Origin of the sequence: Marinobacterium sp. MBR-111, from assembly GCF_040547585.1 — a bacterium.
Taxonomy (GTDB): domain Bacteria; phylum Pseudomonadota; class Gammaproteobacteria; order Pseudomonadales; family Balneatricaceae; genus Marinobacterium; species Marinobacterium iners.
On record NZ_JBEPQA010000041.1, the window covers coordinates 1 to 14,499 of the forward strand.

At 57.7% G+C, this 14,499-nt stretch carries 16 protein-coding genes and 1 riboswitch; of the genes, 5 read left to right on the forward strand and 11 right to left on the reverse strand.

The features are described 5' to 3' along the window. Positions 1–288 precede the first annotated feature (288 nt). Together ABIE61_RS17600 and ABIE61_RS17605 are read right to left on the reverse strand one after the other, a co-directional pair. Positions 289–732: a YbaN family protein gene (locus ABIE61_RS17600; protein WP_354411909.1), complete on the reverse strand. Its 444-nt coding sequence runs from the start codon at positions 730–732 to the stop codon at positions 289–291. Between the two features lie 95 nt (positions 733–827). Continuing rightward, complete coding sequence (locus ABIE61_RS17605) at positions 828–1,451, reverse strand: PGAP1-like alpha/beta domain-containing protein (protein WP_354411911.1); 624 nt, start codon at positions 1,449–1,451, stop codon at positions 828–830. A gap of 147 nt (positions 1,452–1,598) precedes the next feature. Between ABIE61_RS17605 and ABIE61_RS17610 the strand changes: the two genes are divergently transcribed. Next, positions 1,599–3,089 carry an FMN-binding glutamate synthase family protein gene (locus ABIE61_RS17610; RefSeq protein WP_091827866.1) on the forward strand — a complete coding sequence of 497 codons (1,491 nt, stop codon included), beginning with the start codon at positions 1,599–1,601 and terminating at the stop codon, positions 3,087–3,089. Between the two features lie 46 nt (positions 3,090–3,135). Here ABIE61_RS17610 and ABIE61_RS17615 read toward each other — a convergent pair whose 3' ends face one another. Beyond that, entirely contained in the window at positions 3,136–3,345 is a 210-nt protein-coding gene (locus tag ABIE61_RS17615; protein ID WP_091827865.1) for a PA3496 family putative envelope integrity protein, read from the reverse strand. 167 nt (positions 3,346–3,512) lie between these two features. Continuing rightward, positions 3,513–4,415 (reverse strand): SIS domain-containing protein, encoded by a 903-nt coding sequence (locus ABIE61_RS17620; protein WP_091827864.1) that lies wholly within the window; start codon positions 4,413–4,415, stop codon positions 3,513–3,515. A gap of 184 nt (positions 4,416–4,599) precedes the next feature. On the opposite strand from ABIE61_RS17620, the gene ABIE61_RS17625 reads away from it, so the two are divergent. Then, on the forward strand, positions 4,600–5,679 hold the full coding sequence (locus tag ABIE61_RS17625) for a TRAP transporter substrate-binding protein (RefSeq protein ID WP_206837596.1): 1,080 nt from the start codon (positions 4,600–4,602) through the stop codon (positions 5,677–5,679). A 70-nt stretch (positions 5,680–5,749) separates the two neighbouring features. Next, a complete protein-coding gene (locus tag ABIE61_RS17630) occupies positions 5,750–6,451 on the forward strand; it encodes a class I SAM-dependent methyltransferase (RefSeq protein WP_091827862.1) in 702 nt (233 codons plus the stop codon). 26 nt (positions 6,452–6,477) lie between these two features. On the opposite strand, the gene thiC is transcribed toward ABIE61_RS17630, so the two are convergent. From thiC to thiD, 7 genes are read right to left on the reverse strand one after another with little or no spacing between them, the layout of a single operon-like run. Beyond that, positions 6,478–8,367, reverse strand: a complete 1,890-nt coding sequence (gene thiC, locus ABIE61_RS17635; RefSeq protein WP_277987733.1) for a phosphomethylpyrimidine synthase ThiC — start codon at positions 8,365–8,367, stop codon at positions 6,478–6,480. 42 nt (positions 8,368–8,409) lie between these two features. Continuing rightward, the gene (gene tenA, locus ABIE61_RS17640) at positions 8,410–9,096 is read right to left on the reverse strand and encodes a thiaminase II (protein ID WP_502915074.1); all 687 of its coding nucleotides are present in this window, start codon (positions 9,094–9,096) and stop codon (positions 8,410–8,412) included. Beyond that, positions 9,071–9,799 (reverse strand): TenA family protein, encoded by a 729-nt coding sequence (locus ABIE61_RS17645; protein WP_354411917.1) that lies wholly within the window; start codon positions 9,797–9,799, stop codon positions 9,071–9,073. The genes tenA and ABIE61_RS17645 overlap by 26 nt, the downstream gene beginning before the upstream one ends. A gap of 17 nt (positions 9,800–9,816) precedes the next feature. Then, positions 9,817–10,752 (reverse strand): ABC transporter substrate-binding protein, encoded by a 936-nt coding sequence (locus ABIE61_RS17650; RefSeq protein ID WP_354411920.1) that lies wholly within the window; start codon positions 10,750–10,752, stop codon positions 9,817–9,819. Beyond that, positions 10,752–11,519, reverse strand: a complete 768-nt coding sequence (locus ABIE61_RS17655) for an ABC transporter permease (protein WP_354411923.1) — start codon at positions 11,517–11,519, stop codon at positions 10,752–10,754. Before ABIE61_RS17655 ends, ABIE61_RS17650 begins: the two co-directional genes overlap by 1 nt. Further along, the gene (locus ABIE61_RS17660; RefSeq protein WP_354411926.1) at positions 11,519–12,256 is read right to left on the reverse strand and encodes an ABC transporter ATP-binding protein; all 738 of its coding nucleotides are present in this window, start codon (positions 12,254–12,256) and stop codon (positions 11,519–11,521) included. Before ABIE61_RS17660 ends, ABIE61_RS17655 begins: the two co-directional genes overlap by 1 nt. A gap of 3 nt (positions 12,257–12,259) precedes the next feature. Further along, positions 12,260–13,084, reverse strand: a complete 825-nt coding sequence (thiD, locus tag ABIE61_RS17665) for a bifunctional hydroxymethylpyrimidine kinase/phosphomethylpyrimidine kinase (RefSeq protein ID WP_354411928.1) — start codon at positions 13,082–13,084, stop codon at positions 12,260–12,262. A gap of 57 nt (positions 13,085–13,141) precedes the next feature. Further along, positions 13,142–13,238, reverse strand: a riboswitch (TPP riboswitch). Between the two features lie 100 nt (positions 13,239–13,338). On the opposite strand from thiD, the gene ABIE61_RS17670 reads away from it, so the two are divergent. Next, positions 13,339–13,530, forward strand: a complete 192-nt coding sequence (locus tag ABIE61_RS17670) for a CPXCG motif-containing cysteine-rich protein (RefSeq protein WP_206837575.1) — start codon at positions 13,339–13,341, stop codon at positions 13,528–13,530. A gap of 15 nt (positions 13,531–13,545) precedes the next feature. Continuing rightward, positions 13,546–14,451: a CHAD domain-containing protein gene (locus tag ABIE61_RS17675; RefSeq protein ID WP_354411931.1), complete on the forward strand. Its 906-nt coding sequence runs from the start codon at positions 13,546–13,548 to the stop codon at positions 14,449–14,451. Positions 14,452–14,499: the final 48 nt, after the last annotated feature.

The following is a 14,499-nucleotide window of genomic DNA, read 5'->3' on the forward strand; positions in this document are numbered from 1 at the left end:
GGAACTCAACTACGGAGTCGATCTATCAACCATCTGAGGGTGGTATCAGATTGATGGGGTGAAGGTGCCCCATCAACCATTAAATCCGTATACCCATTTTAATCAAACTTTATTTTAAGCTGGAAGGCCCTGTAGAGAGTCGCCGGCTACTAATTTGATCAAACTTTATTTGTAAGTTGTTCACAAATTGATCTAAAAAGCCTGGTTTTTTGATCAAACTTTATTTCACTCCGATAGAAAAATGCCCTGCAGTGCAGGGCATTTTTGTATCCGCGAAGTGTGGGCCTCTCATGTTGAGTCGCGGTGGTCGTTCCGCTTTAACTCGTGCATAACCGGCTCGGGTCGTGACCAGACAACGACTGCGCCGATGGTGATGAAAACCAGAATGCTCAGGAGCAAGACAGGGTGGCGGATACTGATTAGTACGATACAAAGTGCCACAAACATGCCGATACTGGCGGTCCATTTGGTGCGTCGATCGATAAAGCCACCCTGTTCCCAGTTGTGCAGACATGGGCCAAGCAGTCGATGTTGTTCCAACCAGCCGCGCAGGCGGGGTGAGCAGCGCGAAGCACTCCAGGCGGCGACCAGTACGAAGATGGTGGTGGGCAATCCCGGCAACAGGGCGCCGATCAAGGCCAGGGCAATACAGACCCAAGTCAGCAGTAACCAGCCCCAACGCAATGGGGGGCTGATCATTTCAGATTGTGTCTGTCGCCTGACTGAAGGCATGAGTGAGGCTCCGTATCTTGACCATACAGTATGGATAATGGGCCAATACTCAACGAAAGGACAATTTAAAAGCCCGCTGCTTGCCATAGCTCAACTCAATCATCAGCCACAGTCGAGGTTGGTCGTTGCAGTGTTTCAACGATGTAATTCAGTACCCGACGTGAGTAAATCAGGCTGGTGTGAGTGAGGGGAAATACCTTGTGCTCGGTCATGCCGGTGACACGGGTTTCATCAATCAGGACGGTCCCGTCGGATATCGAATCCCTGCTCAGCAAAGGCATCAGTCCCACAGGGAGGTCGCCTGCGATGCTGTATAGCCGGGCTTTAAAGGGCCAGTGATGATTGTCGGCCAACAAATATTCGATGCTGTTTTTAAGCATCCCCTTGAACCTGGAATCATGAATCTCACGAGCCAGATGACTGCCCTTGTGAGGGGTGCCCAGCGTAATGACCGAGTCGACCCAGTGGCTCTGTTTGCTGTTGCGTTCAAGGTAGCGCCGTGCAATCAAACCTCCCATGGAATGGCAGACGAAAGCGGTGGGCTCGTTGTCGATAAACTGATCGATTCGAGTGCAGATCGTATCCAGATCGGGCGACAGTGTGTTGTAGGTCAGGTTGAGTGTCTGATAGCCCTGCTTCTGCAGGCGCCTGCATAGAGGGCGCATCACCAGCCCTGACATGTAGAGACCGTGCAACACCACAACTTTTTGTACGTGCATAACGGCAGTGGCTCCATCCATCTGTTCGTGTCAGCTTAACCCTTCAGTGAAATGGAGGAAAGACCGCCTTTTGCGCTACCGGACCATGGCTGTTCCTCCGGCTGAGCGGTAGGATAGGGGGCACCAACCAGGCTGACAGGGACTGAAATGAACGAAACCATCTTCATGCTGGCGATCGACTTTATTGCGCTTATTGGTGTTGTCGTGCTGTTGCTGATTGTTGTCCTGCTTATTGTTGGCGTGATTATGTATCAGATCGACAAGCGCCAGACGGCACATACCATACGGCGCAACTATCCCTTGTTGGGGCGATTTCGCTACCTGTTCGAAACACTGGGCGAATTTTTGCGTCAGTATTTTTTTGCCATGGACCGTGAAGAGATGCCGTTCAATCGTGCCCAGCGTTCCTGGGTCTATCGGGCGGCGAAAAATATTGATAATACGGTGGCCTTTGGTTCGACACGGGATCTGCGCAAGCCGGGGACTTATTACTTCCTGAACTGCCCGTTTCCTACACTGAGTGAAGATGCGGCCAGTACACAACCGATGCGGATTGGGCCCTACTGCCGGCAGCCCTACGATGCGCCATCCTTTCTCAATATTTCGGGCATGAGTTTTGGTGCTCTGTCGGCACCTGCGGTACAGGCATTGTCGATGGGAGCAGCAAAAGCGGGTTGCTGGATGAATACCGGTGAAGGCGCCCTGTCGAAGCATCACCTGACCGGTGGCTGCGATATCGTATTTCAGATTGGCACTGCCAAGTACGGCGTCAGGAATGAACAGGGACGGCTTGACGATGCGCGCCTGGCGAAAATGGCCGCGATTGAACAGGTCAAAATGTTCGAAATCAAGCTGAGCCAGGGCGCCAAGCCGGGCAAGGGCGGCATATTGCCGGGCGACAAGGTGACAGCCGAGATTGCCGAGGCGCGAGGCATTCCGGAAGGGCAGGCCTCGATCAGCCCCAATCGCCACCCGGAAATATCCAGTATTGATGACCTGCTGGATTTTATTGCACATGTGCGTGAAGTGACCGGAAAACCGGTTGGCTTCAAGCTGGTGCTGGGCAGTACGGATTGGCTGGATGCATTCTGTGAAGCTGTGTCAAATCGAGGCAGTGAGTCGGCACCGGATTTCATTACCCTGGACAGTGCTGACGGCGGCACCGGGGCAGCGCCCATGCCGCTGATGGACAGCGTTGGCCTGCCACTGCGTGAGAGCCTGCCACTGCTGGTCAATAAACTCATTCAGCATAACCTGCGCAACCGGGTGCGAGTGATTGCATCGGGCAAGTTGATCAACCCGACCGATGTGGCGGCAGCGATCTGTCTGGGGGCTGACTTTGTTGTGACCGCACGTGGTTTCATGTTTGCGCTGGGCTGTATTCAGGCATTGCAGTGCAACAAAAACAGCTGCCCCACCGGCATTACCACTCACAACCCCAAACTGCACAAAGGGCTGGTACCGGATGTAAAGGCAGAACGGGTAGCCAACTTTCACCACAACCTGGTGCATGAAGTCGAAATGATTGCCCATGCCTGCGGTGTATCAGAACCTCGCCAGCTGACACGTGAGCATGCCGCCGTCGTGGTCGATGGTGGTGGGTCGGTACCGCTGAATATCCTCTACCCCCGCTCCTGAGAGCGGAAAGAGTGAAGCCAGCAATCAAGCTGGCTTCACTATTGGTTCAGCGTTCGTCGTCGAACCAGGATTCGCGGTCAAGCCAGGTCATCAGCTCCTTTTCCTCCTGATGACGCTCAATGGCTCTTCGGGCCTCAAGCAGGCGTTTGGTCGCGTGTTGCTTGCGCCGGATTTTCTGTTCAACATCGTATCCAACCATGATGTCGAAAACCTCAGTCTGAATCGGGTCCAGATCCTGTTCTTTCCGTATCAGCATAGCCTCTCTCCGATCTCAGGGTTGCCGCTATCGGGAGACAGAAGGTGTCTGTCCGATGACAGCAAACACTCCAGGAGTTTTTTATTTACCCTAACCGGCGCCGAATTTCAAATCACCGGTATGCATCAGGGTAGAGGCTTCGTGTTGCAGCGAGATGAATGACGGCTCTATTCGCCGTCATCCTCGCTGTCTGATCCGCGGCGCAGGGTGGGAATCCGCTTGTCGTTCTGGCGCAGGCTGCGCAGGCTGCGTTTGATGGTCTTGAGGTGGTCCAACAGTACCGGTCCCAGTTTCATGGCCACGCCAACGGCCAGGACATCAATGATGACCAAGTGTACGACGCGCGAGGACATCAGCGTGCTCAGATCCTTGTCCTCTTCCACATCGACATGAATGGGAATGGTTGCCAGATCGGCAAGGGGGGTGTTGCCCGGACAGAGGGTAATCACGGTTGCGCCCTTGTCCTTCACCAGTTTGACGGTATGCAGCAGATCCTTGGTACGGCCCGTTTGGGAAATGGCTACAACGGCATCACCTTCACCAAGCGTCAGGGCCGAAATGGTCTGCATGTGAGGGTCGGAATAGGCGGCTGCCGATACCATCAGCCGATAAAACTTGTGCTGGGCATCGGCACAGACCGGTGCCGATGCCCCGAAACCGTAAAACTCGACCCGGTTTGCCTTTGCCAGACAGTCGATCGCCTCTTCCAGGGTGCCGGGATCAAGCTGATCGCGGATATTGATCAAGTTGCCGATCATGGAGTCGAAGATCTTCTGCTTAAACTCGATCACTGTGTCTTTGGAATCGAGAGAGAACTGTTCATAGCTGGCGTTGCTGGCGAGACCCTGAGCCAGTGTCAGCTTGAAGTCCTGAAAGCCATCGTAATCCAGCGCACGACAGAAGCGTACTACGGTCGGTTCACTGACTTGTGCTTCGGATGCCAGATCAACAATACGCATGTGAATTACGTCATTGGGGTTGGCCAGCACATAGTCAGCCACTTTCTGCTCAGACTTGCGCAGGTCTGAGCGGGCTTCAGCAATTGATTTGAGCAGGTTGAAGGAGTTCATCTCCGTCACATCCGATTATCAGCAGAAGGTCAGGAGTATAACAACGAAAACGGTATCGGCCCAATGCTGCTCAAGTGCTGTTCTGGCCTGCATTCAGGTAATTGCAGCCTGTATGAGAGCATGCTAATTTCAAAAACGTTATCCACGCTTAACAACAAATTATAAAGCATAAGGAACAAGAGCCGTGAAACGCAGACAATTCATTCAGGGTGCTGGAGCCGCTACAGTCGCAGCAGGTACCCTGGTATCCGGTAAGGCGATGGCCGCGCCGGAATACAAATGGAAGATGGTCACCACTTGGCCGAAAAACTTCCCGGGCCTGGGCACGGGTGCCAACCATCTGGCCGACATGATCAAGCAGATGACCAATGGCCGCATCGAAGTGAAGGTGTATGGTGCCGGTGAGCTGGTCGGGGCATTGGAGATCTTTGATGCCGTCTCCCGCGGTACGGCGGAAATGGGTCATGGTGCCGCCTATTACTGGAAGGGCAAGAGTACGGCCGCTCAGTTTTTCTCTGCCGTACCCTTTGGTCTGACGGCTCAGGAGATGAACGGCTGGCTCTACCACGGTGGTGGCATGGAGCTGTGGCAGGAAGTGTATGACCAGTTTGGCCTGGTTGCCGGAGCTGCCGGTAACACCGGTGTGCAGATGGGCGGCTGGTTCAACAAGGAGATCAACAGCGTTGAGGACCTCAAGGGTCTGAAAATGCGTATCCCGGGCCTGGGTGGCGAGGTGCTCAAGCGTGCCGGTGGTACTCCGGTACTGCTGCCCGGCGGTGAGATATTCCCGTCACTGCAGTCCGGTGCCATTGATGCCACCGAGTGGGTTGGTCCGTACAACGATTTGGCGTTCGGTCTGCACAAGGCAGCTAAATACTATTACTACCCGGGTTGGCATGAGCCGGGCACCACGCTGGAATGCTTCATCAACAAGGAAGCGTTTGAGGCTCTGCCCGATGATCTGCAGGCAATTGTGCGTGCGGCACTGCGGGTAGCCAACCAGGATATGCTGGCCGAGTCTATGGTGAAGAACAACCGTGCGCTGGAACAGCTCGTGAACGAGCACGGCGTCGAGCTGCGCAACTTCCCGGAAGACGTGATGCGCAAGCTGCGTGAAATCTCTGATGAAGTGGTGGCGGAAGAGGCGCAGAAGGATGCCATTACCAAGAAAGTGTATGACTCCTTCGTGGCCTATCGGGCTCAGGTTGAAAAATGGACGGCTGTGGCTGAGCAGGCCTATATCAATGGCCGTTCGCTGAGCTGATCTGCAGTCTGCTGCACTGAAGAGGATTCAAGGCCGGGCACTGTCCGGCCTTGTTTTTTGGGAGATATCAATGTCGGATCAACTTCAAACCCTCAGGGACTATTTGACTCGTCACCACGGTGGTGATGGTTCTGTGGCGGCTCAGCGAACGCTGGAGGGACATGCGCGCAACCATGATGACCTGTTCCGCCGCTTCTGGGCAGAGCATGCAGAGCCTGTTTTGTCCCGTGGCAGCCGGGTGGTAGACCTGGGCTGTGGCCCGGGGCTGTTTCTGCGAGATCTGTCCTTGAGCGGCCCCGAGCTGGATCTGGTTGGGGTTGAAGCAGCCCCTTACATGCTGGAGCAGGCTTGCGAGGACGACTACGACTTCAGCATTCGTGTGGCTGATTTGAATGACCCACCGGCAGATCTGTTTGAAGCCGAATCCATAGATGCGGTGCTGGCGAACCGTCTATTGCACGAACTGCATCAGCCGTTGGTGCTGTTGCAGCAACTGCATGACTGGCTTAAGCCGGGTGGTGTACTGATTCTGGTTGATATGGTGCGCCAGCCGTTGGGCAGTTTTCTGACCCACAAATTTGGTCAGGATCGACTGGATGAAAAGCAGGACGCCAAGGCGATGGCTGCCCTGTTTGAGGATTACTTCGAACACAACCGCTATCACGACTATGACTTGCTGGCGCTACTGAGCCTGACCGGTTACGAAGTGCTGGCGGATGAATCGATCCGCAGCGGCCGAGCGGTGCAGATCGCGGCGCGCAGGCCTTTGTAAGCCTGGCGCACCGCTGCCGGCAGCCGTCACACCTTGTGATAGATCTCGGCGCCGCTGTCCTTGAACTCTTCCGACTTCTGTTTCATGCCCTGTTCCGCCTGGGCATTGATCGCCGCGACCTGCGCATCGTCCAGCTCACGAACCTCCTGAGAGATCTTCATGGAGCAGAACTTGGGTCCGCACATGGAGCAGAAGTGGGCCACCTTGGCGGATTCCTTCGGCAATGTTTCATCGTGGTAGGCACGGGCAGTGTCCGGGTCCAGACCGATGTTGAACTGGTCTTCCCAGCGGAATTCGAAGCGCGCCTTGGACATGGCGTTGTCGCGGATCTGCGCGCCGGGATGACCTTTCGCCAGATCGGCCGCATGCGCCGCGATCTTGTAGGTGATGATACCGGTCTTGACGTCATCCTTGTTGGGCAGGCCCAGGTGCTCCTTCGGCGTCACGTAGCAGAGCATGGCACAGCCGTACCAGCCGATCATCGCCGCGCCGATACCTGAGGTGATGTGGTCGTAGCCCGGCGCGATGTCGGTGGTCAATGGGCCCAGCGTATAGAAGGGCGCTTCGTGGCACTCCTTCAGCTGCTTGTCCATGTTCTCCTTGATCATGTGCATCGGCACATGGCCCGGACCTTCGATCATCACCTGCACATCGTGCTGCCAGGCAATCTTGGTCAGTTCGCCCAGGGTTTCCAGCTCAGCGAACTGGGCGGCGTCGTTGGCGTCGTAGACCGAGCCCGGACGCAGGCCGTCGCCCAGGGAAAAGGCTACGTCATACGCTTTGCAGATCTCGCAGATCTCTTCAAAATGGGTGTAGAGGAAGTTTTCCTCGTGGTGAGCCAGGCACCATTTCGCCATGATGGAGCCGCCACGGGAGACGATGCCGGTCATGCGCTTGGCGGTCAGCGGCACGTAGCGCAGCAGCACGCCCGCATGGATGGTGAAGTAATCCACGCCCTGTTCCGCCTGCTCGATCAGGGTGTCGCGGAACACCTCCCAGTTCAGGTCTTCGGCGATGCCGTTAACCTTCTCCAGCGCCTGGTAGATCGGCACAGTACCGATCGGCACCGGCGAGTTGCGCAGAATCCATTCGCGGGTTTCGTGAATGTTCTTGCCGGTGGACAGATCCATGATGGTGTCTGAGCCCCAGCGGGTGCCCCAGGTCATTTTGGCGACTTCCTCCTCAATGGAGGAGGTGACCGCGGAATTGCCGATGTTGCCGTTGATCTTCACCAGGAAGTTGCGGCCGATGATCATCGGCTCCAGCTCCGGGTGGTTGATGTTGCACGGGATGATGGCACGGCCTTCAGCCACTTCCTGGCGTACGAACTCCGGCGTGATCTCCTCCGGCAGGTAGGCGCCGAAGTTATGGCCCGGATGCTGCTCGGCGACGATGTTGCCCTCAGCCTTGGCCTTGGCCAGCTTCATGTTCTCGCGGATGGCGATGTATTCCATCTCCGGCGTGATAATGCCCTGGCGCGCGTAGTGCAGCTGGGTCACGTTCTTTCCGGGCTTGGCGCGGCGCGGTTGGCGGGTCAGCTCAAAGCGCAGCTCGTCCAGACGCAGGTCGGCGGCACGGGCGCGGCCGTATTCGGAAGTCAGACCGTCCAACTGCTCGGTGTCGTCACGTTCCAGAATCCAGTTTTCACGCAGCGGTGCCAGGCCCTTGCGCACGTCGATGCAGGCGTCCGGATCGGTGTAGGGGCCTGAAGTGTCGTAGACATACAGCGGATCGTTCTTTTCGCCGCCCATGTCGGTCGGTGTATCGTCCAGGGTGATTTCGCGCATCGGCACGCGGATATCGGGGCGGCTGCCTTCAACATAGACCTTGCGGGACTTCGGGAAGGGCTGCACGGAGTCCCTGTCGACCTGTGCACTCTGGTTGAGGGGCATTGAACTCGGCTGTTGGGTACTCATCTCACTCTCCGGTTTTATCGTTTTTTGTGCGTGTCAGGGGGCTTAATCGGCCAGATCCAGGCCCATCTGCCAGAAACTGACTTCCATGCGGGTGGCGGTGCTAAAGCGCTGTTCCAGTGCGGTCAGACGGCTGGTGGGAAGATCCTGCCCCAGCCTGTCCAGCAGCTCACGTTCGGTGGCGGCCGCCTGCTGATATTCCTCGCTCAGGTACATCTCGATCCAGGCGTTGTACGGGTTGCCTTCGCGGAGGGTATCCGGCTGTTCGGTCAGCCAGTTGGCGATTTCGGCATAGCCGATGATGCAGGGCGCCAGCGCCACGTGCAGGTCGAGCAGATCGCCGGCGAATCCTGCATCCAGTACATAGCGGGTGTAGGCTACTGTGGCCGAGGCTTCCGGCAACGCCTGTAACTGTTTTTCGCTGATGCCCCAGTCGCGGCAGTAGTCGACATGCAACCCGATTTCGGTATCCAGCATGGCGTTGAGACCGGCCTGGGCGTAGCGCATGCTGTCCAGGTCCTCGCTTTTGAATACGGCCAGACCCCAGGCACGGCTGAACTGGATCAAAAACAGGTAATCCTGCTTCAGATAGTGCTGGAAACATTCCTTGGGCAAGGTTCCCTGTCCCAGCTGGCGCACGAAGTCGTGCTGGATATAGGCATTCCAGTCATCGGCACACCGGGTTTTGAGATGGTCGTACAGTGACTTATTCGCAGATACGTTTGCAGACACGGGGTACCTCCTGTTCGGTTACGGCTGCGGGGTCGAGGCTGGCGCTGAAGAACTGGTGTTCCAGCACGCACATCTGGCGGAACAGCCTGGCCAATTCCTCCAGCGTGGCGTCATTGCGGTCGGTAAAGTTGTCCACTTGGCCGCGCAGCCAGGCGACGAACTGCTCGAACTCGGGCAGCACATGGATGTCGATCCATTCCTGCAGATAGAAACGGCTGCCGCGCGGCTTTTTCGCCTGTTGCTGCGACCAGCTCAAATAGGACCATTCGGCGACGCAGAGGCAGATGATGGCGTCTTCGTAACGAGCATCGGCCGCTTTCATTGTATCGATGATCGCCTGGCTGACCGGGTGTAAGGGCGGATTCAGGTAATCGCTCTCGCCCAGACCCAGTGCTTCGAAGGAGCGCAGGAAATAGGTGTTCTCATCACTGGTCAGGGCGGCAAGGAAGCCGGCCAGTACGGTTTTCGGCGGCATCGCCGGTGCGTTGGCGATCGTGCGGGCGACCAGGTTGACCAGGGTATCGATGAAGGCATAGTCCTGCACCAGATAGCGGGCGTAGACTTCGTCGGTCAGGCGGTCATCGCCCAGTGCCTCGGTGAACGCATGGTTCACTGACAGGTCCCAGTCAGCCTGGGCGTAGCCGCGCAGCTGCTCGCTCAATGGCAGCTGCGGGTGCTGTTGGCGGTAGTCGGCAAAGGTCATCTGCATCTCCTGAGTGGTCACTCGGGAACAATGGCGTAATCGGCCACCGGCGGATTGCGCCTGGCGAGCCCCTGTTCCTGCATGAAGGCGCCGACGCGCCGGTAGCGGGCTTCGTCCAGTGCCGCCGGGCGCAGGGCGAAGCGGGTCAGGGTGTCGGCCCAGGCGCGGCGGTTAAGTTCGGTGTTGAGCTCATCCGGCTTGTAGCTGACAAAGCTGTTCCAGGCGTCATCCGGGTGGTTGACGATGTACTGGGTGGCCTGCTCCATCGCCGCCACGAAGCGGGCGAAGCGCTTGTCGCTACGGTCCTGGTTGTTGATCACCAGCACCAGCTCGTCATAGGCGGGGACGCCTTCTTCCTCGACATAAAAGGCGCGACCCGGGTAGCCCTCGATATCCATCTGGTTAAGCTCGAAATTGCGGTAGGCACCGATCACGGCATCCACCTTGCCGGTGATCAGTGACGGCGACAGTGACCAGTTGACGTTGACCATCTCGATATCGTCCAGCGTCAGGCCGTGCGGCTTGAGCATGGCGCGCATCAAGGCCTCTTCGTAACCGCCCACCGAGTAACCCACTTTCTTGCCCTTGAGATCAGCCAGGGTCTTGATCGGGCCCTTGTCGAGGACCACCAGGGAGTTCAGCGGGGTGGCGATCAGGGTACCGATGCGGGTCAGCGGCAGCTCTTCGCCCACCATCACGTGCAATTGCGGCTGGTAGGTCAGCGCCATGTCGGCCTTGCCGGCGGCGACCAGCTTGGGTGGCATGGAAGGATCAGCCGGTTCGACCAGATTGACCTCCAGCCCCTGCTCGGCGAAGTAGCCCTTCTGCTGAGCGACGATCAGCGGGCCGTGATCGGGGTTGATGAACCAGTCGAGCAGCAGCTCGACCTTGTCGGCTGCCAGTACCTGTGTTGAGAGCAGGCAGCCACACAGCAGGGCCGTGAATCGTTTCATCATGAAGTACCTCGGGGTGCGGACGACGTGGACTCATCCAGCCAGGGGGTGAGTCGTCGTGCGATCAGGTTGACGGAGAAATAGAGGGCCAGTGCCATGAAGGCCAGCACCAGCAGGGCGGCAAACATCAAATCCACCTGCATGCGGGCGTTGGCGTGCAGCATCAGATAGCCCAGTCCGGTGGAGGAACCGACCCATTCGCCGATCACGGCACCTATGGGTGCCACTGACGCGGCGACGCGCAGGCCGGAGCCAAGGGCGGGCAGGGCCGCAGGCAGGCGGATCTGCAACAACTGGGCACGTCGGCTGGCGCCGAGGGTACGCGCCAGCTGCAGGTAACCAATGGGCGTTTGACGCAGGCCATCAAAGCAGGCGGCGGTCACGGGGAAGTAGATGATCAATGTGGCCATGGCGACCTTGGAGGCCATGCCGTAGCCAAGCCAGAGCATCAAAACCGGCGCCAGTGCAAATACCGGGATCGCTTGGCTGACCACCAAAACCGGCAGCAGCCAACGGCGCAGGCTGCCCCAGGTTACCAGTGAGAGAGCGCTCGCCAGCCCCAGCAGCACGCCGAGCATCAGGCCTAGCAAAATCTCGATCAGGGTGACACCGGCGTGCTTCATCAGCAGCGGAAACTGACTGAACAGAGTTTCCAGCACGTGCAGGGGGCCGGGCAAAATGAATGTGGGGGCATCGGTCAGCCCGACAATCAGTTGCCAGATCAGCAGCAACCCGGTGGTGATGATCAGTGGGCGCAAAACCTGCATCATGCGGCACCTTCCATCAGCAGCTGCAGCAGCTGTGCTTGCAGCTCAAGCAGGGCAGGGTCGGTGACCGGTCTGGGTGTGCTTCCAATCGGCACTATCGGGTCCGACAAGCGTGCTGGGGAGCCTTGCAGCACCAGTACACGATCCGACAGGCGCAGGGCTTCCAGTGGGTCATGGGTTATCATCAGCACGGTTCGATCGGCCAGCAGCCCGGCGGCCAAGTCCTGCAGTTTGAGCCGGTTGATCGCATCCAGCGCAGAGAAAGGCTCATCCATGCAGACCAGTGGCTGATCCTGAAACAGAGTGCGGGCCAGTGCCACACGCTGGCGCTGACCGCCGGACAGCTGCCCCGGCAGGGCAGTGGCTCGATCGTTCAGACCCACCTGCTGCAGCAAATATCCGGCCAGTTCACGCTGTTCGCCTGAGGGTTTGCGGCCCTGTTGCAGCCTGGCGCCAAGCAGCACGTTGTCTTGTAGATTCAGCCAGGGCAGCAGCAGATCCTGCTGGGACATCCAGGCCACGCGGCCAGCCAGCGGCAGGCCATCACTGCAGTGAATCTCGCCACTGATGCTGGCCTCGTCGGCAATGCCGCAGAGCAGCTGCAGCAAGGAACTTTTGCCGACACCGGACTGGCCCAGAATGCAGGTCCACTGCCCACTTGGCAGTGCCAGATTCAGGTCGCTGAATACGCAGTGCTGCTGCCAGTGCAGGCTGGCCTGACGAAGCTCAATATCCAAGGCTCACCACCAGGCGTGGAAGTGATGAGTTGGACCGTGCCCTGAACCCACCTGTAGCCGATCGGCTGCCGTGATGGCTGCTGTGATATAAGTCTTGGCTTTGGCCACGGCAGTGTGCATATCCCGCCCCCTGGCCAATCCGGCGGCAATCGCGGAGGAGAGAGTGCAGCCGGTACCGTGGGTGTTGGCGGTGGGGATGCGTTTGGCCGGCAGCCAGTGGGTCTGCCCGTCCATCAGCAGCAGATCGGCGCTGTCGTCACTTGCCGAGTCGGTCAGGTGGCCGCCCTTGACCAGTACCGCCTGAGGGCCCATTGCCAGCAGCTCTCTGGCCTGTGTCAGCATTGCATCCGTATCGGTCGCTTCCGGTGCGCCCAATAATACGGCTGACTCCGGAAGGTTGGGGGTGATCAGGGTCGCCAGCGGTAGCAACTCGCTGCGCAGCGCCTCAACCGACTCGTCTGCCAGCAGCTTGTCGCCGCTTTTGGCGACCATGACTGGGTCAAGCACGATATTGCGAAGGCCACGGTCACGCAGAATAGTCGCGATGGTTGTAATGGTTTCCGGACGGCTGAGCATGCCGATCTTGATCGCATCGATGTGGATATCGTCCAGAACGGTATTAAGCTGATCGGCGATAAAGGCGGGTGGAACGTCGTGGATGGCACGAACTTCACGGGTGTTTTGTGCCGTCAGGGCGGTGATCACCGAGGTGCCAAATACGCCAAGTGCTGAAAAAGTCTTCAGATCCGCTTGAATACCGGCACCGCCGCCGCTGTCGGAGCCGGCGATAGTGAGAGCGATGGGTGTGTGTGCGTGTGCGTGTGTCATGCGGATGCTCCAGTACGGGAGAAAACCGCACCAGCCATGGGCATGCATGGAGTGATAGTAACGGTCATCTCGATTTCCTACGCCGGTACAAGCCGGATCAGGTTCAGCGGGTCTCATCTCAGCCCATCCAGTGTGGGCACCCCGACCAAGAATCTGTGGCTAGTTTAGGCACAAGCGCTACCACTGTCTATGCTGTAACCAGATGCCGGCTGCTTTCAGGTCAGGCCGGCACCTTTTGAGCAGGAGTAGATGCCATGAATCCGCTGGAAAATGTCGATCTGTTGTGCCCCTGGTGCGGTGAGCCGATCAGTCTGATGATCGAAGTGACAGAGCCTGAGCAGGAATACACAGAGGATTGTCCAGTCTGTTGCAGCCCGATTCAGGTTCAGGTCAGCGTAGGTGATCAAGAGCGCCCCGAGGTTAGCGTTGAGCGTGAGGGTGGCTAGTAACAGGGAGTCGTTATGCAACCAGAAATTGAAAAAAGCCGGCAGAGACTGCTGGAGTCGAGTCAACCGCTGGACGTTGAAATACGCTGCAGTGCTCTGCAATTGCTAACCAATATGCGTGACCGACTTGCGCTGCGGGCTGATGCCGATACCGAATCACTGAACGAGATCGTGCACCAGACACGTGTGGACAGTAAGCGCCTGCGTGCGCTCTGGCGTCTGCTGAAGCCTGGGCTGAAAACCACGGACTACAGCAGGCTCGAGCGTTTGAGCAAGGGACTGGCCAAGCCACTTGCCTCCAGTCGCGATGCGCAGGTCATGAAGGAAACGCTGGATTGGGTGAGTGCAGACCTCCCGCCGGATGTTCGCCAACGATTGTTGCCGGGGTTGGTGCAGGTACTTGGACATGTGACAGTGAATGAACCGGCATTGTTGCAGGTGGTGCAGATACTGCTGAGGCTGGAGCAGGCTATTGTGGCCGTTGATCTGAGTTCAATGAGTAAACGACATCTGCACAAAGGGCTGAAGCAAACCTGCCGCAAGGGCAGTAGCCTTGCCCACGAAGCACTGCAAAAGCATGCCATGGAGCCGATGCACCGCTGGAGGAAGTGGGTCAAGTTACTATTGTTCCAAAGTGGTTGGTTGCTGGATGAAATCGCTCCCAAATGGATTAGCCAGGTTAAAGCGCTCGGAAGTGCTCTGGGACGACTGCATGACCTGGATGTACTGACTGTACAGATGGAAGAGGCTCGTGCCTGTTTTTGGCAAGAGGATCTGGATCAGGTGAGCACAGGCATTAAGGCAGTCCGCCTAAAAGCGCTTGCCGAGATTGATACCCTTACCGACGAGATTTACGCAAAGCGGGCTCGCAAGAGGAGGGTGTTCAAAACTCTGTGTCAGCCAACCAGCCTTATAGGCTGATGTGATGTTCCAAGCGCCCTGGGAAGTGGATGGCCATCTGTGACAGCG

Bases quoted from the DNA above. Each gene is read 5' to 3' on its own strand.
- ABIE61_RS17605 (WP_354411911.1), bottom strand. From the start codon at position 1,451: ATGCACGTACAAAAAGTTGTGGTGTTGCACGGTCTCTACATGTCAGGG.
- ABIE61_RS17630 (WP_091827862.1), top strand. From the start codon at position 5,750: ATGTCGGATCAACTTCAAACCCTCAGGGACTATTTGACTCGTCACCAC.
- ABIE61_RS17620 (WP_091827864.1), bottom strand. From the start codon at position 4,415: ATGAACTCCTTCAACCTGCTCAAATCAATTGCTGAAGCCCGCTCAGAC.
- thiD (WP_354411928.1), bottom strand. From the start codon at position 13,084: ATGACACACGCACACGCACACACACCCATCGCTCTCACTATCGCCGGC.
- ABIE61_RS17670 (WP_206837575.1), top strand. From the start codon at position 13,339: ATGAATCCGCTGGAAAATGTCGATCTGTTGTGCCCCTGGTGCGGTGAG.
- thiC (WP_277987733.1), bottom strand. From the start codon at position 8,367: ATGAGTACCCAACAGCCGAGTTCAATGCCCCTCAACCAGAGTGCACAG.
- ABIE61_RS17650 (WP_354411920.1), bottom strand. From the start codon at position 10,752: ATGAAACGATTCACGGCCCTGCTGTGTGGCTGCCTGCTCTCAACACAG.
- ABIE61_RS17655 (WP_354411923.1), bottom strand. From the start codon at position 11,519: ATGCAGGTTTTGCGCCCACTGATCATCACCACCGGGTTGCTGCTGATC.
- ABIE61_RS17615 (WP_091827865.1), bottom strand. From the start codon at position 3,345: ATGCTGATACGGAAAGAACAGGATCTGGACCCGATTCAGACTGAGGTT.
- ABIE61_RS17600 (WP_354411909.1), bottom strand. From the start codon at position 732: ATGCCTTCAGTCAGGCGACAGACACAATCTGAAATGATCAGCCCCCCA.
- ABIE61_RS17675 (WP_354411931.1), top strand. From the start codon at position 13,546: ATGCAACCAGAAATTGAAAAAAGCCGGCAGAGACTGCTGGAGTCGAGT.
- ABIE61_RS17610 (WP_091827866.1), top strand. From the start codon at position 1,599: ATGAACGAAACCATCTTCATGCTGGCGATCGACTTTATTGCGCTTATT.
- ABIE61_RS17645 (WP_354411917.1), bottom strand. From the start codon at position 9,799: ATGACCTTTGCCGACTACCGCCAACAGCACCCGCAGCTGCCATTGAGC.